Source organism: Deinococcus terrestris (assembly GCF_009377345.1).
Lineage (GTDB): Bacteria > Deinococcota > Deinococci > Deinococcales > Deinococcaceae > Deinococcus > Deinococcus terrestris.
Genome location: NZ_WBSL01000001.1, coordinates 1069177 through 1088652, shown reverse-complemented (window position 1 = coordinate 1088652; position 19476 = coordinate 1069177). Strand labels below are relative to the sequence as shown.

At 71.9% G+C, this 19476-nt stretch carries 17 protein-coding genes; 8 read left to right on the top strand and 9 right to left on the bottom strand.

The window, feature by feature from the left end; all coding sequences use genetic code 11:
• Positions 1-9: 9 nt before the first annotated feature.
• A complete protein-coding gene (guaB, locus tag F8S09_RS05400; RefSeq protein WP_194165219.1) occupies positions 10-1518 on the top strand; it encodes an IMP dehydrogenase in 1509 nt (502 codons plus the stop codon).
• Positions 1519-1570: 52 nt separating this feature from the next.
• Here guaB and F8S09_RS05395 read toward each other — a convergent pair whose 3' ends face one another.
• Positions 1571-2269, bottom strand: a complete 699-nt coding sequence (locus F8S09_RS05395) for a YqhA family protein (RefSeq protein WP_152869542.1) — start codon at positions 2267-2269, stop codon at positions 1571-1573.
• A gap of 116 nt (positions 2270-2385) precedes the next feature.
• Here F8S09_RS05395 and trhA point away from each other — a divergent pair, with 116 nt between their 5' ends.
• Positions 2386-3030, top strand: coding sequence for a PAQR family membrane homeostasis protein TrhA (gene trhA, locus F8S09_RS05390; RefSeq protein ID WP_152869540.1), 645 nt, complete (start codon positions 2386-2388; stop codon positions 3028-3030).
• A 58-nt stretch (positions 3031-3088) separates the two neighbouring features.
• Here the strand turns inward: trhA and F8S09_RS05385 are convergent, their stop codons facing one another.
• The 3 genes from F8S09_RS05385 to F8S09_RS05375 are packed head-to-tail and all read right to left on the bottom strand — an operon-like array spanning position 3089 to position 6130.
• Entirely contained in the window at positions 3089-3700 is a 612-nt protein-coding gene (locus tag F8S09_RS05385) for a site-2 protease family protein (RefSeq protein ID WP_152869538.1), read from the bottom strand.
• Positions 3701-3738: 38 nt separating this feature from the next.
• A complete protein-coding gene (locus F8S09_RS05380; RefSeq protein ID WP_194165218.1) occupies positions 3739-4878 on the bottom strand; it encodes a CCA tRNA nucleotidyltransferase in 1140 nt (379 codons plus the stop codon).
• 7 nt (positions 4879-4885) lie between these two features.
• On the bottom strand, positions 4886-6130 hold the full coding sequence (locus F8S09_RS05375; protein WP_152869536.1) for a S1C family serine protease: 1245 nt from the start codon (positions 6128-6130) through the stop codon (positions 4886-4888).
• Between the two features lie 85 nt (positions 6131-6215).
• Here F8S09_RS05375 and F8S09_RS05370 point away from each other — a divergent pair, with 85 nt between their 5' ends.
• Positions 6216-6944 carry a hypothetical protein gene (locus tag F8S09_RS05370; protein WP_152869534.1) on the top strand — a complete coding sequence of 243 codons (729 nt, stop codon included), beginning with the start codon at positions 6216-6218 and terminating at the stop codon, positions 6942-6944.
• A 97-nt stretch (positions 6945-7041) separates the two neighbouring features.
• Here the strand turns inward: F8S09_RS05370 and hslO are convergent, their stop codons facing one another.
• Positions 7042-7953, bottom strand: a complete 912-nt coding sequence (hslO, locus tag F8S09_RS05365; protein ID WP_152869532.1) for an Hsp33 family molecular chaperone HslO — start codon at positions 7951-7953, stop codon at positions 7042-7044.
• A gap of 223 nt (positions 7954-8176) precedes the next feature.
• Here hslO and F8S09_RS05360 point away from each other — a divergent pair, with 223 nt between their 5' ends.
• From F8S09_RS05360 to F8S09_RS05350, 3 genes are all read left to right on the top strand, one after another.
• On the top strand, positions 8177-10039 hold the full coding sequence (locus F8S09_RS05360) for an ABC transporter substrate-binding protein (RefSeq protein WP_152869530.1): 1863 nt from the start codon (positions 8177-8179) through the stop codon (positions 10037-10039).
• A gap of 85 nt (positions 10040-10124) precedes the next feature.
• The gene (locus F8S09_RS05355) at positions 10125-10808 is read left to right on the top strand and encodes a response regulator (protein WP_152869528.1); all 684 of its coding nucleotides are present in this window, start codon (positions 10125-10127) and stop codon (positions 10806-10808) included.
• 72 nt (positions 10809-10880) lie between these two features.
• Entirely contained in the window at positions 10881-13745 is a 2865-nt protein-coding gene (locus tag F8S09_RS05350) for a GAF domain-containing sensor histidine kinase (RefSeq protein ID WP_152869526.1), read from the top strand.
• Positions 13746-13761: 16 nt separating this feature from the next.
• Here the strand turns inward: F8S09_RS05350 and F8S09_RS05345 are convergent, their stop codons facing one another.
• Together F8S09_RS05345 and F8S09_RS05340 are read right to left on the bottom strand one after the other, a co-directional pair.
• Entirely contained in the window at positions 13762-14511 is a 750-nt protein-coding gene (locus F8S09_RS05345; protein WP_152869524.1) for a hypothetical protein, read from the bottom strand.
• 24 nt (positions 14512-14535) lie between these two features.
• On the bottom strand, positions 14536-15543 hold the full coding sequence (locus tag F8S09_RS05340) for a YkoP family protein (RefSeq protein ID WP_152869522.1): 1008 nt from the start codon (positions 15541-15543) through the stop codon (positions 14536-14538).
• Positions 15544-15653: 110 nt separating this feature from the next.
• On the opposite strand from F8S09_RS05340, the gene F8S09_RS05335 reads away from it, so the two are divergent.
• Entirely contained in the window at positions 15654-16838 is a 1185-nt protein-coding gene (locus F8S09_RS05335) for a glycosyltransferase family 4 protein (RefSeq protein WP_152869520.1), read from the top strand.
• On the opposite strand, the gene F8S09_RS05330 is transcribed toward F8S09_RS05335, so the two are convergent.
• Positions 16804-17487, bottom strand: a complete 684-nt coding sequence (locus tag F8S09_RS05330) for a glycosyltransferase (protein ID WP_322618554.1) — start codon at positions 17485-17487, stop codon at positions 16804-16806. The genes F8S09_RS05335 and F8S09_RS05330 overlap by 35 nt on opposite strands.
• Positions 17488-17516: 29 nt before the next feature.
• On the opposite strand from F8S09_RS05330, the gene F8S09_RS05325 reads away from it, so the two are divergent.
• Complete coding sequence (locus F8S09_RS05325) at positions 17517-18224, top strand: polysaccharide deacetylase family protein (RefSeq protein ID WP_152869518.1); 708 nt, start codon at positions 17517-17519, stop codon at positions 18222-18224.
• Here the strand turns inward: F8S09_RS05325 and F8S09_RS05320 are convergent.
• Positions 18212-19411 (bottom strand): lipid-A-disaccharide synthase-related protein, encoded by a 1200-nt coding sequence (locus F8S09_RS05320; protein WP_322618553.1) that lies wholly within the window; start codon positions 19409-19411, stop codon positions 18212-18214. The genes F8S09_RS05325 and F8S09_RS05320 overlap by 13 nt on opposite strands.
• Positions 19412-19476: the final 65 nt, after the last annotated feature.

Here is a 19476-nt window from a genome sequence, read left to right as displayed (position 1 = left end):
CTCCGGTGCATGAGTGCCCCCCTCATGCCCACCCAGCCGTCCCCGGCCGCCCACGAGGACCGCTACGCCTACAAGTTCGGCCAGGAAGGCATCACCTTCGACGACGTGCTGCTCCAGCCCCGGCACTCCACCGTCTTGCCGCACGAGGTCAGCGTGGAGACGCAGCTCACCCGGCGGGTGCGGCTGAACATTCCCTTCGTGTCGGCGGCGATGGACACCGTGACCGAGACGGCGATGGCCGTGGCGATGGCGCGTGAGGGCGGCCTGGGCATCCTCCACAAGAATATGGGCATCGACGCCCAGGCCGAGATGGTCCGCAAGGTCAAGCGCAGTGAGAGCGGCATGATCGTGGACCCCATCACCCTGCCGCCCTCGGCGAGCGTGGCCGACGCCGACCGCCTGATGGCGGAATACAAGATCAGCGGCGTGCCGATCACCGATCCGGCGGGCAAGCTGCTAGGCATCATCACCAACCGCGACATGCGCTTTGTCGAAGACCTGAGCCTGCCCGTCGCGGACGTGATGACCCGCGGGGACCTCGTCACCGTGCCGGTGGGCACCACGCTGGAGCAGGCTCAGGAGATCTTCAAGCGCCACCGCATCGAGAAGCTGCTGGTCACCGACCCGGAGGGCTTCTTGAAGGGCCTGATCACCATCAAGGACCTCACCAAGCGGGTGAAGTACCCGCGCGCGGCGAAAGACGACCTCGGGCGGCTGCGGGTGGGCGCGGCCATCGGGGTGGGCGCCGACCTGATGGACCGCGCGGGGGCACTCGTCGCGGCGGGCGCCGACGTCCTTGTGCTCGACAGCGCCCACGGCCACAGCCAGGGCATCCTGAACGCACTGACGCGGGTCAAGGAAAATTACGATGTGGACGTGATCGCGGGAAACGTGGCGACCCGCACCGGAGCGCGGGACCTGATCGCGGCGGGGGCCGACGCGGTGAAGGTCGGAATCGGGCCGGGCAGCATCTGCACCACCCGCGTCGTCACAGGCGTCGGGGTCCCGCAGATCACCGCCATTTTCGAGGCGTCGGCGGCGGCAATGGAGGCGGGCATTCCGGTGATCGCCGACGGGGGCATCAAGCAGACGGGCGACGTGCCCAAGGCCATCGCGGCGGGCGCGGGCGCGGTGATGATGGGTTCGATGCTCGCCGGAACCGACGAGGCCCCCGGCGAGACGATCTTGCGTGACGGGCGGCGCTACAAGTCCTACCGGGGCATGGGCAGCCTGGGCGCCATGGACCAGGGCAGCGCCGACCGCTATTTCCAGGGCGGCAGCCGCAAGTTCGTGCCCGAAGGCATCGAGGGCATCGTCGCGTACAAGGGCACGGCGGGCGAGGTGCTCTACCAGTTCGTCGGCGGCCTGAAAAGCTCGATGGGCTACTGCGGCGCGCCCGATCTCCAGACGCTGCGCGACAGTGCGCAGTTCGTGCGGATCACCGGCGCGAGCCTCGTCGAGAGCCATCCGCACGGCGTGACAATCACCAAAGAAGCCCCGAACTACGGCGGACGCTGAAAGCGGCATCCGGCGGGGGCGACGAAGAGCCGGTTTGCCTCGTCGCCCCCGCCTACTCGCCGCCGCTGTCGATAGGAACGCGGCCCTCGGCCTTGGCTTCGGTGGCGCGCTCGGCCCGCTGCACGTCCTGCTCCTTGATCTCGCGCTGCTCGTGGTCGTGCTCGAACAGTTCGCGCCGCGCGCGCAGCTTGGCCTGCGGCTGCTGCAAGTCGCCGCCGCTGCCCTTGTGCACCTGCTGAAACAGCACCAGCGCGCCGCCAGCCAGCGCCAGAGCACCCGCGAAATACAGCGTGTCGAGCGGCTTTTCCCAGCGGATGAAATGCTCCAGGAAAGTCACGCCCAGGATCACGATCACCACCGACACCACCTTCTGCTCGAGGTCGGCCAGACTCTCGACTCCGAGCGCGGAGGTGAGGTTCAGGGGCCGGATGAAGAGCGAGTACAGCCCGATCCCGATCAGGTAGAACACGACCGCCTTGAGCATGGTGCCCACGACCTCCAGAAACTCGACCGCCAGCGTGCCCGACTGACTCGCGACGCCCTGGGTGAACATGTCGCGCCAGGTCTCGTAGATGGTGTTCAGCGCGAGCAGCGTGCCCTGAAGAAAGAGACTGAACGACACGAGCAACACGGCGATCACCGCGATCAAGACGACGAAGCGGGTCCGCCCGATAATCTCGCTGAACCACTCGCGCTTGGAGGACCCGGAAGCGCCGCGCTCGGGGCCACGACTGTTTCTGGCAGAAGGCATGGCGCTCAGCCTAGAGGCTGGCCGGGACCGATTGTGTGGCGGTTGCGGAATCTGCTGCACTTCCGCCCCGCGTGGCCCGGCGGACTGCACCCGGAGTTTGCCATAATGCCGCGCAGATGAAGCGCCTGCTCACTGCCCCACGCGAGCCGGTCAACGCCCTGACCCACTGGGCCGGCGTGATCGGTGCGCTGCTGCTGCTTGGGCCGCTGCTGGGGTGGGCGCAGGCGCGGGGGCTGGCGCGGTGGCCTTTCGTGGTGTTCGGGCTGAGCATGGTGGCGCTGTACGCGGCCTCGGCCAGCTACCACTCGTTTCGCCCCGGCGAGCGCGGGCTGCTGTGGCTGCGCAAGCTCGACCACGCGGGCATCTTCCTGTTGATCGCCGGAAGCTACACCCCGGTCGCCTACTTCGGGCTGGAGGGCGTGTGGCGGGACGCCGTGCTGTGGCTGGTGTGGGGCATCGCGGGGGCGGGGGTGTTGCTCAAGCTGCTTACCATGCGGCTGCCGCGCTGGGTCAGCACGCTGCTGTACGTGGGGATGGGCTGGCTGGCGCTGCTGTTTTTGCCGCAACTCGCCCTTTCCCTGCCCGGCGCGGCCCTCTTCTGGCTGGCGGCGGGGGGCGTGCTGTACTCGATCGGCGCGGTGATTTACGGGACCAAGCGCTGGAATCCCCGCCCCGGCGTCTTCGGCTTCCACGAGATCTGGCACCTGTTTGTGCTGGGCGGCACCGGGGCGCATGTGGCGATGATGTTCCACCTGCGCTGAAGCGAACAAAAAAATAGGCCCCAGCTTCGGCGGTTGGGGCCTCATCCATTGGGAGTGCTCAGAAGCCGACAAACCCCAGCACCCAGCGCTGCACCGTCCCGATGATCTGCCCGATGGGTTCACGGGCCAGGAAAATAAACAGCATCACGATCAGGAACGAGAAGGGCTGGGCCTCGAACTGCGCGAGGCTGCGCCCCAGCGAGGGCACCAGCGCCCCCAGGATGCGGCTGCCGTCCAGCAGCGGAATCGGGATCAGGTTGAAGATCGCCAGCACGATATTGACGCTCAGGACCGTCAGCAGGATGACCCCCAGCACGCCGCTGCTGGGCAGCACCGCGAGCAGCACCACGCACAGCAGCGCGATCAGGAGGTTGCTGAGGGGTCCGGCGGCGGTCGCCCACAGGGTGCCCCAACGCCCCAGGTTGTTCGGGTTGATGGGCACGGGCCGGGCGAACCCGAATCCGGCGATCAGCAGCAGCAGCGTGCCGAAGGGGTCCAGATGCTTGACCGGGTTGAGGGTGACCCGCCCGAAGCGCCTCGGGGTGGGGTCGCCCAGCCGGTCGGCGGTCCAGGCGTGGGCGAACTCGTGAACGGTCAGTGACAGCGCGAGCGCGGCAGCGATAATCACAAACGCGAGTGGACTGTCGGTCAGGAGATTCAGGAGGCCCATAGGCGGGCATTCTATGGGGCCAGGGGGAGCGGGCGCCGTCAGCCCGGTGACGGAGTGGGGCCCGGCTCCCCGAGATAGGCGGTCAGCGCGGCTTCCTCCTCCGACCGCGAGTGCACCTTCCCCGCCCGGCGCAGCGCGGCCAGATGCGCGAGGGCTGCTCCCACCGCCGGGCCAGGCACGACCCCCCGCGCCACCACGTCCCGCCCACTCAGGCCCGCGTACGCTTCCGGGCGCAGTAGGGCCCGCAGGGTGGCCTCCGGGCTGCCGGGGGAGGCTGGAGTGTCTCCCAGCGCCCGCGCCAGCAAGGCCCCCGGTTTCTCGCCCAGGCCCAGCCGCCCAGCCCACGCCGCCGGATCCGGCGCCGCCGAGAGCAGGGCCGCCGCGTAGGCGGTGGGGGAGAGGTCGTCTCCCGCGTCCCGCCGGGCGTCCAGGGCTTCCAGCCGCTCGGCGGCTCCAGCGGGCAGCAATTCTCCAGCTCCCCACGCCGTCAGTGCGCGGGCGGCCTTTCCTGGCTTGGGTTCCTGAAGTAAGAGCCGCAGCTCGGCCCACAGGCGGGGCGTCTGCCCGGACATGTCGAGCGCTTCGGGCACCTGCCGCCGCAACTCGGGGTGCGCCTCCAACTCCAGCCGCCCCGCCAGCCGTGCCCCTCGGACCAGGCGGCTGGCATCCTCGTACAGCGAACGGGGGTGCAGGGGCCGCAGCACCCGCGTCCGCAGGTCATCCAGGCCGCCCGTCACGTCGAGCAGGCGGGGCGCTCCCTCCGGAGGCACCTCCAGCCCCAGCGCGTTCAGCCCGAAGTCGCGCCGGGCGAGGTCGTCTTCCAGGGTGCCGGGCAGGGGCAACGGGTTCGCGCCGGGCACCGGGTACGTCTCACGCCGCGCCCGCACGAGGTCGGCGTGTCGGCCGTCTGGCAGGGTCACCGCCGCGTTGCCGAAGGCGGGATGAACGACGGCGGGCAGACCACTCGCCGCCGCGAGAGCGCCCGCGGCCCTCCCCTCCACCGCCACGTCGAGGTCGAGGGGAGTGCCGCCCAGCAGCGCGTCGCGCACCGCCCCGCCCACCAGGGCGACCCGCGCTCCCGGCCCCGCCTCCCGCGCAAGCGAGCACAGCCACTCGCGGTCGTCGGGGCGCAGGCGGTCCCAGACCTGGGCACCCAGGGCCATGGGGGAGGCGGTCATGGGGCGGTCACTCGAAGGCGGAGGCGTCGAGGGTGACGTTCAGGTCGCGTTCCTGGCCGCCGCGCCAGACGCGCAGGGTGACGGTATCGCCCTCGTTCTCGTCCAGCAGGGCGGCTTGCAGGTCTTCTATGGCGTCGACCGGCTCTCCCTCGGCGGCCACGATCACGTCCCCGCCCAGCAGCACCGCGCCGCCGGGAAACTCCTGTTCGCGCTCGCCGCCGCGCAGGCCCGCCCGCGCCGCCGGGGAGCCGGGCTCAACCTGGCCCACCACCAGCCCGCGCCCAGGCAGGCCGAGCTGCTGCCGTCCCTCCTCGGTCAGGGCACTCAACCCGACGGGGATCGCCTGACCGGGCACCTGCACGATCAGCCCCGCCGTGATCCCCAGCCGGGGAGCCCTGACCTCGCCGCCGCCCGCCTGTTGCAGCCGGGGCAGCAGGGCCTTGGCGGCATTCACCGGAATGGCGAAGCCCACCCCGGCGCTTTGCTGGCTGCCCCCGGTGGCAATCTGGGTGTTGATGCCGATCACCCGCCCGGAGGAATCCAGCAGCGGGCCACCCGAGTTGCCGGGGTTGATCGCCGCGTCGGTCTGAATCGCCCGCTGGGTGATCCCCTGCCCGGTGCCCGTGCCGGAAAAGCCGATGGGAATCTGGCGATCGTTGCTGCTCACGATGCCCTCAGTCACGCTGAATTCCAGCCCGAAGGGCGCCCCCATGGCCACAGCCTTTTGCCCGACCGCCAGCGCGTCGCTGTCGCCCAGCGGAATGGGGCGGATCAGGTCACGGGCCAGCCCAGGCGCCCGGATCAGCGCGAGGTCGTACTGCGGGGCGGTGCCGATCACCTCGGCGGGCACGGCTTCCTCGCCGTTCATCACCCGGACGGTGATGCGGTCGGCGGTGCCCCGCGCCCCCTCGCCCGCGATCACGTGGTAGTTGGTCAGGATGTCGCCCGAGTCGTTCACGAAAAAGCCGCTGCCCACGCCCTGCTGCACCTGCGTCTGGGTGCCGAACAGCCAGCCGAAATCCTGCACGACCTCCTGCGCGGTGTTGATGTAGACCAGCCCCGGCTCGTACCGCCGCACGATGTCCATGGTGTTGCGCTCGTTCTGGAGCCGGGCGCCCGCTTCGGCCGCTGGGGCAGACTCCTCGGCGGCGGGTGGCTGGGCGCCGGACACCGGCACCTGATCGCGCAGCAGGGTGGCCCCCAGACCCAGGCCCACGAGCACCAGCAAGACGGCGGGGAGGCGGTTTTTCATGGGGGAATTATCCCAGGTTCGGCCGGAGAGCACAGGGGCCGCACTTCTGCCCCCGTTCATGCTCGGTTGGCCCTAGGGTAGACCCATGCGACGCCGAACTGGCCTGCCCCTCATCCTCCTCGCCCTGGTGCTGGCGGCGTGCCAGCAGCAGCCCCGGCCCGAGGAGCTGCCGCTGCTGCGCGAGGCGGCCCTGGGCGAGACCCTGACGTTGACCGCCCCGGTCGAGAACTGGCCCGCGGGCCAGGTGGCCGAGGTCCGGCTGGAGGGGCAGCCGATCGGGCGTGTCTCGGCACAGGGTCTGCTCACGGTTTCCACGGACCGGCGCCCGTCGACGCTCTCCGTCCCGCAGGAGACCCTGCTGCGGCCCGTTCCCCTGGCTGGACAGGAGCGGAGGTGCCGGATGAACACCGTGACCGCCTCGGACCCGGCCGCGCGGGTCTCCGGGCTGGACGCGCTGGACCTGGGGCCGGTTCCGGTTCCCGGTCAGGGCCTGCAACCGCAGCTTTCGCCCGTGCCGCCGACCCCACAACTCTGGCGGACTCAGGGTGAGGACAGGACCCTGCTGGTCTACGCCGACCGCGACGTGCGGCTGCGTGGCCGCAAGGACTGCGTGGGGTCGCACTGGTACGGCGTGCAGCCGGAATGGACCCAGACTTCTTCCATTCACCTTCAGCTTCGCCGGGGCTGGAACACGGTGACGGTCACGGCCAGCGCCCCGGCCCAGGACCGCTTCGTCCTGACCGTGCAGGGGGGCGAAGCTCCAGAGGCCCGGCCCTGGCAGTACAGCGGAGTCCCCCTGGGCCAGCCCCGGTAGTTCGTCCGGACTCCTGCCCAGGGAACCCCACCCCAGAACAAAGAAAAAGGGCCACCCCATAGGATGACCCTCTCCCGTCAGGCCCCTGGCCCTGGACTCAGGCCTGCGCCCGCGCCGTCTCCGCGTCGAGGCTGGCGATCTCGCCGGGGGTGATCTGGTAGTGCTCGCCGCACCAGTGGCACACGACCTCCTGCCCGCCCTCGTCGCGCATCTCCTGGCGCTCGCCCGGCGCAAAGAACTTCAGGCTGTCGAGCGCCTTGTCCCGCGAGCAGCGGCACTGGAAGCGGGCAGGCTGCGCCGCCGCCGCCAGCACGAGGTCAAGGCCCCCTGCCGCCGTCTGCATGGTTTCCAGCAGGCTGCCCCGGCGCAGGTGATCGGTAAGCTGGCCCATTCCGCGGATGTTGGCCTCCAGCCGTGCCAGCGTCTCGTCGGTCACGCCAGGCATCGCCTGCACCAGCAGCCCGCCCGCGCGGTAGACCCGCCCGCCTTCCTCGTACACGCCCAGCAGCACCGCGTTGGGAATCTGCTCGGAGACGCACAGGTACGCGCTCACGTCCTCGGCAATCTCGCCGCTGACCAGCTGGGCGCTGCCCGTGTACGGCTCGCCGTTGTCCAGGAGCCGGGTCACGGCCAGTTCGCCGTCTACACCCACGATGCCGCGCACGTCCAGCTTGCCGTCGGACTCACGCAGGGGCAGGTCCGCGCTCGGCTCGCGCACGTAGCCACGCACCCGGCCGTCCGCGCTGCCCTCGGCCACGATCCAGCCCACCGGACCGCCCCCCTGCACCCGCACGGTCACCCGGCTGTCGGGCTTCTTGCCCAGCACCACCGCCAGCAGCGCAGAAGCTGCCAGCGTGCGCCCCAGCGCGGCAGTCGCGGTCTTGCTCAGGCTATGGCGCACCCGCGCCTCCTCCACCAGTTGCGTCGCGTCAATGCCGACCAGCCGCAGGGTGCCCCCCGCCGCCGTACCGCGCAGCACGAACGATGCTGTATACGCCTCGGAAGTCATCACGAAACCTTACATGAGGGGACTCAAGCCCGATGTGCGAGGCGTTTCAATCCGGGCACGGTCACAGGTGGATCACACTTAATCGGATCAGTGAGACTCCTCATCGGCTGGCGCTAGGCTGCTATCCTGCCCCGCAGTACCGGAGGCGCCAGCAAGCTTGGCGGGTTGTCTGTCCGGTTCACTACACTCTGGCCCTGCCACCCCCTCACACACAGGAGTCCCCATGACCAACGCCGATTCCCGTTTCCGCCGCCCCCTGGGGCTGATCGCCCTGACCACCCTGGCGCTGACCCTCGCGGCCTGCGACGACAACACCGAGACCAACACCGCCACCGAGAGCGGCACGACCGCCACCACCGAAGGCAGCGGCACGGAGGGCTCCGGCGAGACTGCCTCCACCGGGACTGGCGGCACCTCCTCGGGCGGCAACCGCGACGTGCTGGTGGTGCAGGAAAGCGCCGACATCCCCACGCTGGACCCCGGCACCACCTACGACACGGGCAGTGGGCAGGCCGTGGAGAACCTCTACGAGACGCTGGTCACCTACCAGGGCAGCAGCCTGACCGAACTCGCGCCGCTGCTGGCGACCGAATGGAATGTGGCCAACGGGGGCACCGAGTACCGCTTCACCCTGCGCGACGGCGTGCAGTTCCACACCGGGAACGAGTTCACCTGCGCCGACGCCGAGTACACCTTCCGCCGCAACCTGGTGACCAACACCAGCGACAGCGGCAACTGGTTCCTCTCGGAGAGTCTGCTGGGCACCGGGTCCAACGCCAACGACGACGACTCGATCACCTGGGACAAGATCAGCACGGCCGTGCGCTGCGACGGCGAGACCCTGGTCTTCACGCTGCCCCGCACGGACCCCGCGTTCCTGTCCAAGCTGGCCTATACCGGCCAGAGCATCGTGGACTCAGCGCACGCCAAGGAAATTGGCGAATGGGACGGCACCGAGGCCACCTGGCGCGAGGCTGTGGGCAAGGACCTGACCAACAGCCCGCTCTCGCAGCAGCCCAGCGGCACCGGGGCCTACAAGTTCGTGAGCAAGGACGCGACCGCCTTCCGCGCCGAGGCCTTTGAGAATTACTGGGGCGACAAGGCCAGCATCCAGAACGTGCTGATCCAGATCGTGCCCGAGCAGGCCGCCCGCCTCCAGGCCTTCCTCCGCGGCGACGCCGACATGGTCGAGACCGGGGGCCGCGCCATCATCGAAGAGCAGCTCCGGGGCAAGCCCGGCGTGGCGGTGCTGGACAACCTGCCGGACATCAGCGCCTTTGGCATCTCGATGAACCAGGACATCAAGGGCACGGACCTGCTGGGCAGCGGCGAGCTTGACGGCGAGGGCATCCCCGCCAACTTCTTCAGCGACGTGAACGTGCGCCGGGGCTTCCTGGCCGCCTTCGACGTGCAGACCTATATCGACGAGGTCCAGAACGGCGTGGGCCAGCCCCGCAATTTCCTGCTGCCCGAGACCTTCCCCGGCTACAACTCCGAGGTGGAGGCCCCAGGGTTTGACCTTGAGGCGGCCCGCGAGGCCTTTGAGCAGGCCTGGGGCGGTCAGGTCTGGGAAAACGGTTTCGTGATCAACGCTACCTACCGCGCGGGCAGCGTGGCGGCCCAGACCGGGATGGAACTGCTCAAGCGCAACATCGAGTCGCTGAACCCCAAGTTCCGGGTCAACCTCCAGTCCAAGCAGTGGAGCGAGATTCTGGAAGACGGCAACCGGGGCGAGGAAATCATGATCATCACCGGCTGGGCGCCCGACTACGCCGACCCGGACAACTTCGTGCACACCTTCTACCACAGTGAGGGCTACTACCAGCCCCGGCTGAACTTCAAAGACGACCAGATCGACACCTGGATCGACGAGGCCCGCGCCACCAGCGACGCCGAGCAGCGCGACACGCTCTACACCCAGGTGGCCGAGCGTGCCCGCGACCAGGCCTACTACGTCCTGATGCCCAGCAACCCCGGCATCCTGGCCTACCGCGACAACATCCAGGGCATCAGCGAGGAAGCCTACAACCCGATGCTGGCCTTTGCCCGCGCCGGAACGTACTGGAAGAACCTCAGCAAGAACTGAGCCGCTCCTGTACCGCTAGTCGCCCTCCCACGTGGAGGGCGGTTTCCGTTGGCTTGCGGCGTGCTCCGGCGCGTATGCTGCCCCCATGCACGACGCCGACTCTCCCGCCGCCCCCGCGCGGCCCATCACCCTGCTGCTGGTCGACGACCACCCGGTCGTGCGCAAGGGCACCCGCGAACTGCTGGAGGGAGAAGCCGACCTGCACGTCGTGGGCGAGGCCGACAGCGGCGAGGACGCGGTGCACAAGGCCCGCGAACTGCGCCCCGACGTGATCCTGATGGACGTGTCCATGCCCGGCATGAACGGCATCGAGGCCACCCGCGCCATCAAGGCCTTCTTGCCCGGCGTGGGAGTCCTCGTCCTGACGAGTTACGACGACGACGCCTACGTCTTCGCGCTGCTGGAAGCAGGGGCGGCCGGATATCTGCTGAAAAACACCTCTGAAGATGACCTCCTCGGCGCGGTGCGGGCGGTCGCAGCGGGAGAGAGTGCGCTGCACCCCTCGGTCGCCCGCAAGGTGCTGGAGCGCTTCAGCACCCAGCAGACGCCCACCCCACCGGAGGATGCGCTCAGTCCCCGCGAACTGGAGGTGTTGCGGGTGGCCGCCACCGGGCGAACGAACAAGGAAATCGCCCGCGACCTCGACATCAGCCCGCGCACGGTGCAGGTGCACCTCGCCAACATCTTTTCCAAGCTGGATGTGGGCAGCCGCACCGAGGCGGTGCTGTACGGCATCAAGCGGGGGTGGATCGATCCGAAGACGCTGTGAGGGAGTGTTGAAGTGCAGGGGGCGTGCGGCTCCCGCTCCTCTCCCCACCCCTGATCCCGAAAGCGACCTTCCATGACCCTCCCCCCCTTTCCCCCGGACCTCGCCGCCGCGCCGACGGTGCAGGTGTTTGGAGCGGCCCTGGCCCGCTTTGCCTGTCAGACCGTGCGGGCGCATGGGGTGCAGGTCTGGGCGGTGACGGGCGGGGCACTCGTGGTCGTGGGCGAGGAGGGGCGGGGCCTGGGCCTCAGCGACGGCACGCTGGCGGCGCGGGCACTGGCGTCGGGGGAGCGGCAGGAGGAGGGGATGCTCGTCGCGCTGCCTTTCGGGGGCGGCGTGCTGGAGTTCGTGGGCGCCGAGGGCAGCGGGGTCGGGGCGCTGGCCGGGTTGCTGCCGCTGCTCACGCTCGCGCTGGAGGGCGTGCAGGCCCGCGAGACGCGCCGGGGTCGGGGCCGGGTCTCGGAGACGGTCGAGCAGCTCGTGCGGCGGCTGGGCGGCAGCCTCGACCTCGCGGAGGTGCTCACGGCGACCGCCGAGAGCGCGGCCCTCGCGCTGGGCTTCGGGCGGGCGTTCGTGGCCCTGTTCAGCGAGGTGCAGGGCGGGCGGGCGCGGACCGGCGAGGTCTTCTCCTACGGCTTCGACTCAGCCTTCACCGGGGGGGTGGGGGTGGGGCCGGTCTCCTTCGGGCGGCTGGTGGAGCGCGGCGAGGTGATTCTGTACGACCGCAGCCGCGACGGGGCCTCGCCCATGGCGGCGGGGCTGGCCGAACTCGACCCGGAGGTCGCCCTGATCGCCCCGCTGAGGGCACGGGGGCGGCCGCTGGGGCTGCTGTATGTGGACAGCCGCTCGCCAGGGGTGCGCGTCTCGGAGGACGACACCTGGCTGGTGCTCGCGCTAGCAGAGCAGGCCAGTCTCGCCATCGACAACGCCCGGCTCTACGGCACCGAGACCCGCAAGCGTGAGGCGGCCGAGGCCCTGCGTGAAGCGGGCGCGGCGCTGGCCGGAAGCCTGCATCTGTCCGACACCCTGTCCAGGGTGCTGGAGCGGGCCACCGCCCTGTTCGGGGCAGACGCGGCGGGCGTGTACGAGCTGCAACCCGACGGGCGGACCCTTTCTATCCGGGGGGCGCTGGGGCTACCGGGCGAATACGTGCTGCGGGTGCGGGCCAAGGTGGGGGGCGGGGTCACCGGGCGGGCGGCGCAGCGGCGGGAGATGGTGGCGGCGCGGGACCTCACCGCCGAGGGGTACGGGGGGAGCAGCCGCTACACCCGGGCGCTGCTCGCGCGGGGCGAGTACCCTTACCGGGGGGTGGTGAGCCTGCCGCTGGGCACCCGCTCGGGCGTGTTCGGGGTGCTGACCCTGTACTGGACGGCGCCGCTGCCGCTGGACGCCGACGACCTCGCGCTCGCGGAGGTGTTCGCCGGGCAGGCGTCCCTCGCCATCGAGAATGCCCGGCTGTATGAGGAAGAGTTGCGGCGCGAGCGCGAGGCCGCCGTCCTGCTCAACGTGGGCCGGTTGCTGGGCGAGGACCAGAGCGACCGCGCTCTCGCGGAAGCCGCGCGGCTGGCGACCCTGGCGCTGGGGGCGGGCCGGGGGCTGATCGCGCTGACGGGCGAGGACGGCGCGGTGATCCGCTGCGCGACCTACAACCTGCACGCGCCGGGGGGAGCCGAACTCGCCTCGCTCGCGGGGCAACTCGGCCGGGGACCGCGCCCGCTGACCCGGCGCCACGCCCTCCCCGTGGCCGGAAGTGCCCTGATCGTGCCGCTGCGGGGGGGCGGCGAGGGCGAGGAGGTGCTGGGCTTTCTCTACGCCGACGATCCCGGCACCGAGCCGCCGAGCGACCGGGTGCTGGCCCTATCGCGCAGCGTGGCCGACCAGATGGCGCTGACGCTGACCCGCGAACGGTTACTCTCGGCGCTCGCGCGGGAGGAAGCCCGCTACCGCCAGCTCGCGGAGGGCGCCCACGACCTGATCCTGAGCGCAGATGGGGCCGGGCTCGTGACCTACGCCAACCCCGCCGCCGTGCGGTTGCTGGGGCCGCTGGTCGGCGCGAGCCTGCTGACCCTGCCCACGCCGGGGACCCGCCCCGCCCTGCACGCGGCCTGGGAGGCGGCGCGGCGCCACCCCGCCGGGGGCCGTGCCGAGATCGAGGTGGGGCCGTACCGCCTGGAGGTGCGCCTCAGCGCGGTAAGCGGGCCAGCCGGGGGAATGCTCGCGGTCGCCCGCGACCTCTCCGAACTCCAGACCCTCGCCGCCGAGATTCAGCGCCGGGGCCGGGCGCTGGAAGCCGCGACCAGCCGCCAGACCGAACTGCGAACCTATCTCACCCTATTTACCCAGGCGCAGGAGGAAGAACGCCGCCGCATCAGCCGCGAGCTGCACGACGACACCGCGCAGGTCCTGATCGCCACCTCGCGCCGGGTGGCCCGCCTCGCCCGCAGCCTGGAGGGACCGGGGCGCGAGCGGGCGCAGGACATCCTGGGGGACCTGGACGCGGCGATTGAAAGCGTGCGGCGCTTTGCCCGGAACCTGCGCCCCAGCGTGCTCGACGACCTCGGGCTGCTGCCCGCGCTGGAGTGGCTGGCGGGACAGGCTGGGACGGATACCCGGTTGGAGGTCAGCGGCCAGGAGCGCCGCCTCGCGCCCGCCGTGGAACTCACCGTGTTCCGGCTGGTGCAAGAAGCCCTCGCCAACGTGGACAAGCACGCGGGTGCCCGCAGCGCGGCCATCCGGGTGGCCTATGCCCCCGACGGGGTGCGCGTGACTGTCCGCGACGACGGCCAGGGCTTCACCCCCGACCAGGCCCAGGCCCGCGCCCAGGCGGGTCACCTCGGCCTGATCGGGCTGCGGGAACGGGTGGCGCTGGCCGGGGGCGAGCTGGAGCTGGAGAGCGAGCCGGGGCGGGGGACAGCGGTGGTGTTCGCGCTGCCGGGGTAGGGGGACGGCGCCCGGCTCAGCGGGCCGGACCCGTCAGGGCGGGATGCTGCACCCAGAGGTTTTCCTCCACGTAAAGGCCCCGGTCCTCCTCGCGGTCGATGTGGACCCACCCCAGCGCGTCCGGCACGAAGTAGAGCCCCGTCACGGGAAACACCATCTCTGTCCAGGCTTCCCAGTCGGCCACGCGGCCTTCTATGACCATGGAGCGGGGCGCCGGGCCGAGGATGGTGGCGCCCAACCGTTGATGCGTCCGAATCCAGGGGTCAATGGAGAGGCCGTCCCCGCGCTGCCAGCGGGCATACTCGGCCATCGGCACCTGGGGATAGCGGTGTTTCCAGGTAGGCCGCAGGGGAGCCACGACGTGGGTTAACCCTGCCGCCCGCGCCCGCCCCGTCAGCGCCCCCAGCACCTCCGCCGCCAGCCCACGCCTGTCGGCCCCCACCGCGACCGAGGCCGCCATGAAACACAGGGTATTGGGCCGCGTCCCCGTCTCGCGACCGGTCACGGCCCGCACGAGTGCCCCGCCGTACCCGTCTGGAAGGTCGGCAAAGGTCCCGTCCCAGGCGAAGGTCACGCCCCAGCCCCCCGCAAGTGCCCGCTCGCCCTCCAAGAGCAGGACGTTGTAGTCGGGGAAGGAGCTGTGGACCTGGGGCATGAGGCGGGCCGGAACGGGGTCATGGAAGATGAACTCGGGCCACCGTTCCCGGAAAGCTTCCCCGGCCTGAGTGTGCAGGTGGGGATGGTCGGCGGTCGTCACAATCGTCATGGCTGTCTCCCGATCCCTTTCACCTCACCCGTGCCGCGCCAGAAACGCCGCTCGCTCCATCCACGCGAGCCTCGGCTCCGGTTCGGAGGTGGGAACCGCCGTGCCGTACACCCGGCGCATCAGCCGGAAGCCCAGGCCGTAGAGCCGCGCCCGCAGCGGGGGGAGGCGCTGGGTCTGGAAGCCCTGGGCCGCCAGCGGCTCGTGAAAGAGGGTGACGGCGACGACCCCGGCGACTTCTGAAAACTCGGGATCGTCGCGCAGCACCGCCGCCACGTCACGCAGCGAGCGGGCAAAGGCGCGGTAGGCGGTCAGCGGACTGCGGGCACTCAGCCCCACGAGGCGCGGCGAATGGACGTGCAGCTCGGCCACTGCCGCGCCGGTCGGCCACCCCAACTCGGGCGGGGCGGGCTGGCGGCTCACGCGCAGCACCCCGTCGGCCCGCTCGGTCAGTGCCCGGACCCGGTGCGCCCGCGCGAAGCGGTCGTCCACCGCCCGGCGGTAGAGGTGCAGCCCCAGGTCCCGTCCCCGCGCCCGCCGCAGCCCCGGTAGCTCGCCCACCGGACCGGGCCGGTACCCCAGCGCCCGCAACCGGGGCACCTCGGCCGCGAGGTCGGCGGGGGGAAGCTGCCACGTGCCGCCGGGTTCCGGGGTGGGGAGGGGAAGGGGGAGGGGCGTCAAACCGAGCGCAGCAAGTCGGGCGGGTGAGGCGGGCGGCGCCTTGGCGCTCCAGAGGGTGACCGGCCGCCCGGCGGCGACCTCCAGCGCGGCGATGCCCTCCGGTGCGCCCAAGCCAGCGATCTCGTGCCCCAGCTTGGCGGCGGCGCGGACGACTTCGGGAGCGAGGCGGGCCAGAGCGGGGGAAATCAGCAGGGTGACCCGGATGCCCGTGTCCACCACTGCTGCCAACTCGTCCGGCGTCCGCACAGGCACGACCAGCCCGAGGTGGGGCGCACCGGGGTCGCCGCCCGCCAGCGCTCCCCCGGCCCCGGCCCGCAGCAGGGCGCGTCGTAGGGGCGAGGGCGAAGGGCGCATCTTCCGACTGTAGCGTGCAGACCCCACGCACCTCTCATCCGCGGCGTCGTATGCTCTCGTTCAGCGATGCTTCAGCCTCTCCTCAGCCAACGGGTCCGCGGGTGCGGCGTATGAGACCGCTGCGCATCGGGCTGTTTACCGACACCTTCCTTCCTGACCAGAACGGCATCGTGACGAGCGTGGGGCTGCTCAGCGACGAGCTGCGGGCGCGGGGGCATCACGTGGAGGTGGTGGCCCCCTTCTTCCCGGAAGCCCAGGACACCCGCCCAGATGTGCGGCGGGCGGCCAGTGTGCGCTACCTCTTCCTGCCGACCTACCGGCTGGCGTGGCCCACCCGGCGCGACTTCTCCCAGTGCTATGACCTCGTGCACACGCACACGCCCCTGACCCTGGGGCTGGCCGGAGCGCGGCTGGCCCGCAAGTGGGGGGTGCCGCACGTGGCGACGTACCACACCCACGTCGAGGCCTATACCCATTACGTGCCGGGCCTGACCGCCCTGCAACGCCAGACCCGCGTGGTGACCCGCGTGATGGGCCGCTATTACCGCCGCGCCGACGCGGTCATCATGCCGACCGCCGGAATGCTGGACGTGACCCGTGAGATGGGGGTCCGCAACCCGGTCGTTATCCCGACCGCCGTGGACCCGGAGGTGTTGCGGGGCGCCCCGCCCACCCGGAATCCCTGGCCCGCCGGACGGCGTCGGCTCCTCACCGTGGGGCGACTGGCCCGCGAGAAGCGCTTTGACCTCGTGCTGGAAGCGCTGGCCGGGCTGCCCGACGCGCACCTCGTGGTGCTGGGAGAGGGGCCGGAACGCGGGCGGCTGGAGGAGCACGCGGAACGCCGGGGGGTGGCCGACCGGGTGAGCTTCCTGGGGGTGCGGCCCTGGACCGAGATCGGGGCGTACTACCGGCTGGCCGAGCTGTTCCTCTTTGCCAGCGACACCGAGACGCAGGGGCTGGTGTTGCAGGAGGCCCAACTGATGGGCGTGCCCGTCGTGGCGGTGGGCGCACGCGGCACGCTGAGCGGGGTGGCGGCGGGTCGCAGCGGGTACCTCGTGGCGCCGGGAGACGTGGAGGCCCTGACCCGGCACGCGGCGGCGATCCTGGGGGACCCGGCGCTGTGGGCGCGGCTCTCGCGCGGGGCGCGGCGGCACGGGGCCACCTGGACGCCGGGGGGCGTGGCCGAGCGGGTGCTGGACGTGTATTCCGGCGTGCTGGGCATGCCGCAGGAGGTGGCGTTCGCGGAGGCGGCGTCCCCCCTCACGGTCCGAAATACCCTCGTGTATGACCGCTGAGGTTGAGGAGGTGCCGCCACAGAAAGGGGCCGACGCCCCCCGAGAGGCGCCGGGCACTCGTCTCCACCCCGGCGCCGGGCACGTAGGCCACCTCGCCCAGCCGGGCCAGCGCGAGGCCGAGCCGCACGTCCTCCAGCGCTTCCACGTCCGGGTAGCCCCCGGCCAGCAGCGCCGCCCCCCGCGAGTACGCCATGTTCGCCCCGGCGAGGTTGGGCCGCCCGGCGAGGTCGCAGGCCCGCAGGAAAGCCGTGTACCCTACCTCCGACGCCGCCGCGAGCGCGGGCGAAACCCCGCAGAAGCGCAGCGGGCCGTAGAGGGCCACCCGGCCCGGCGCGGCCCCCGCGAGCGCGGCCAGCCAGCCTGGCACGGGCAGCGAGTCGGCGTCGGTGGTGGCGACCCACTCGGTCTGGGCGGCGTCCAGTCCCGTCTGCCGAACGCGGCCGATACCGGGCTCGCGGCACGTCACCACCCGCGCTCCCCAGGCCCGCGCGACCGCCGCCGTGCCGTCCTGACTGGCGTGGTCCACCACGATGATCTCCCGTGGGGCCAGCGTCTGGCGGTGCAGGGCACGCAGGGTCAGCGGCAAGGAAGCCGCCTCGTTGCGTGCGGGAATGACGACCGTGAACTCCGGCCCGGTGACCTCTGGCACCGCGCCAGGGTAGCAGGCGAGCCGGGCTCATGAGAGGGTGGAGGTGGGCGGCCCTCGCCGGGATGGGCGCCGTCCTCGCCGCCGAGGTGGGGGGACGCGCCGCCGGGTGGGGGGCGCTGGGACCGGGAGACCGCGCCCGTCCGAGGGTGGCCCTCACCTTTGATGATGGCCCTAGCGAACGGACCCCCGAGCTGCTGGCGGTGCTGGCCCGACACGCGGCCGCCGCGACTTTCTTCGTGACCGCGCCCGCCGCTGGGGGCTGGCCGGGGCATCTGACCGCCCTTCGCACCGCCGGGCATGGGCTGGAAGCGCACGGGCGCTGGCATGTCCACGCCCTGCTGCTGCCCCCGTGGCGCGAGTGGGCACAGGTGCGCTGGCATCCCCGCGCGGGGGAGCCGGGGCCGCACCTCTACCGCCCGCCTTACGGGGGGCACGGCCCGCTGACCCGCCTGCTGGCCCGCCTCGCCGGGCGCGAGGTGGCCCTCTGGGACGTGGAGGGCCGCGACTGGGCGGGGGAGGACGCGGCGAGCCTCGCTGCGGGCGTCCTCGACCGCGTCCGGCCCGGCAGCGTGATCCTGCTGCACGACGGGCCAACGGTGACCCCGGCCCTGCTGGACGCGCTGCTCGTGGGATTGGCCGGGCAGGACCTTCAGCCCGTCCTCCTGCGCGATCTGCCGCCGCGTCACATCGGGTGGCGAGAGGGGTGGCGGCGCCTCGCGGCGAGTTACGGCCGCTGATCCAGCAGTGCCCGCAGGTCTGCCGCGATGACGGGCAGCGCCCCGCCCGGCCCCACCCGCGTCATTCCGGCGAGGGCCGCCCGCGCCCGCGCCCGGCCGTCTCCCAGCAGCGCCCGCACCTCCGCCGCGACCGCATCCGGGTCGGACGGGACGGGCCGCAGCGCCTCTGCCAGCAAGCGCCCCTGTCGCCGCAGGAAGCCGGGGGTGAACTGCGGCCCCCGCGTGGGAAAGGCGACCACGGGCACCCCCAGCCCGGCGAGCTGCTCGTTGGCGGTGCCCGCCGTGCCGACGGCCACGTCCGCCGCCCGCGCCACGGCCCCGAACGCGCCGCGCAGCAGGGCAACCCGCGTGCCCTCGCCGTGCGCCCAGGCCGTCCGGTTGTCCTGTGCCCGCAGCGCCCAGCCCGGCGGCAGGGTTACGGCGTCCCACCCGTGCGCCCACGCGACGAGGGGGGTCACCTCCGGCAACCGGGCGGCGGCCCGCAGCATCAGGGGCAGGCTCTCCCGGTGGTCCTCCCGCGATCCCGGCAGGAGGGCGAGGACCGGGCGACCTCCAATCAGGGCGGAGAGGTCCCGCTCGGGCGCCGGAAGCGTGTCCATCGCAAAACTCCCCGCCCAGCGGGCACGCACCCCCCGCGCCGCGTACAGCCGGGCGGTGGCCGCGTCCCGCAGGTAGACGGCGTGCGCCCGCCGCGAGAGGGCAAGTTCGGAGGGCAGCGGGAGATTGGCGCCCAGCGCGTTCAGCTCGCGCAGTGCCCCCCGCAGCCCCAGCCCCTCGGCATAGTGGGCGCTGAGGAGGGGCTGCACATGCACCAGCTGCACACGCCCCGCCTGCGCCGCCAGTGACCCCAGGGTAAGCGCGTGTGCGTCGCCCACCACGACCACGGCCCCAGCCTCTCGTCCCGCCGCCCGCGCCGCCCGCACCTGCCCCAGCGTGGTGCCGATGAGCCCCGCCCGCAGGTCCGCCCGCAGGTTCGCCACGCTGCCGAAGGGAAAGCCCCCACTGGGGAGGGTCAGCGTGGGACCGACGCGCACGGCACCCGGCACCCCCGCATACGCCCGCCCTTCGCCCACCAGCGGCAGCACCCACGCGGGCCGCCCCACTTCCCGCAACAGCCGCGCCCCGATCAGGTCCTCGGCGGTGCCGTTGGAGAGCAGCAGGAGGGGCCGGGCGGGGGAGGAGGGCACGCGGGGCAGGATAGCGGCGCGGCGCGGGGGCTGCCCTCCCCGATTCGCTGGCGTGATACGAATAC

Bases quoted from the DNA above. Each gene is read 5' to 3' on its own strand.
- guaB (WP_194165219.1), top strand. From the start codon at position 10: ATGAGTGCCCCCCTCATGCCCACCCAGCCGTCCCCGGCCGCCCACGAG.
- F8S09_RS05395 (WP_152869542.1), bottom strand. From the start codon at position 2,269: ATGCCTTCTGCCAGAAACAGTCGTGGCCCCGAGCGCGGCGCTTCCGGG.
- trhA (WP_152869540.1), top strand. From the start codon at position 2,386: ATGAAGCGCCTGCTCACTGCCCCACGCGAGCCGGTCAACGCCCTGACC.
- F8S09_RS05385 (WP_152869538.1), bottom strand. From the start codon at position 3,700: ATGGGCCTCCTGAATCTCCTGACCGACAGTCCACTCGCGTTTGTGATT.
- F8S09_RS05380 (WP_194165218.1), bottom strand. From the start codon at position 4,878: ATGACCGCCTCCCCCATGGCCCTGGGTGCCCAGGTCTGGGACCGCCTG.
- F8S09_RS05375 (WP_152869536.1), bottom strand. From the start codon at position 6,130: ATGAAAAACCGCCTCCCCGCCGTCTTGCTGGTGCTCGTGGGCCTGGGT.
- F8S09_RS05370 (WP_152869534.1), top strand. From the start codon at position 6,216: ATGCGACGCCGAACTGGCCTGCCCCTCATCCTCCTCGCCCTGGTGCTG.
- hslO (WP_152869532.1), bottom strand. From the start codon at position 7,953: ATGACTTCCGAGGCGTATACAGCATCGTTCGTGCTGCGCGGTACGGCG.
- F8S09_RS05360 (WP_152869530.1), top strand. From the start codon at position 8,177: ATGACCAACGCCGATTCCCGTTTCCGCCGCCCCCTGGGGCTGATCGCC.
- F8S09_RS05355 (WP_152869528.1), top strand. From the start codon at position 10,125: ATGCACGACGCCGACTCTCCCGCCGCCCCCGCGCGGCCCATCACCCTG.
- F8S09_RS05350 (WP_152869526.1), top strand. From the start codon at position 10,881: ATGACCCTCCCCCCCTTTCCCCCGGACCTCGCCGCCGCGCCGACGGTG.
- F8S09_RS05345 (WP_152869524.1), bottom strand. From the start codon at position 14,511: ATGACGATTGTGACGACCGCCGACCATCCCCACCTGCACACTCAGGCC.
- F8S09_RS05340 (WP_152869522.1), bottom strand. From the start codon at position 15,543: ATGCGCCCTTCGCCCTCGCCCCTACGACGCGCCCTGCTGCGGGCCGGG.
- F8S09_RS05335 (WP_152869520.1), top strand. From the start codon at position 15,654: ATGAGACCGCTGCGCATCGGGCTGTTTACCGACACCTTCCTTCCTGAC.
- F8S09_RS05325 (WP_152869518.1), top strand. From the start codon at position 17,517: ATGAGAGGGTGGAGGTGGGCGGCCCTCGCCGGGATGGGCGCCGTCCTC.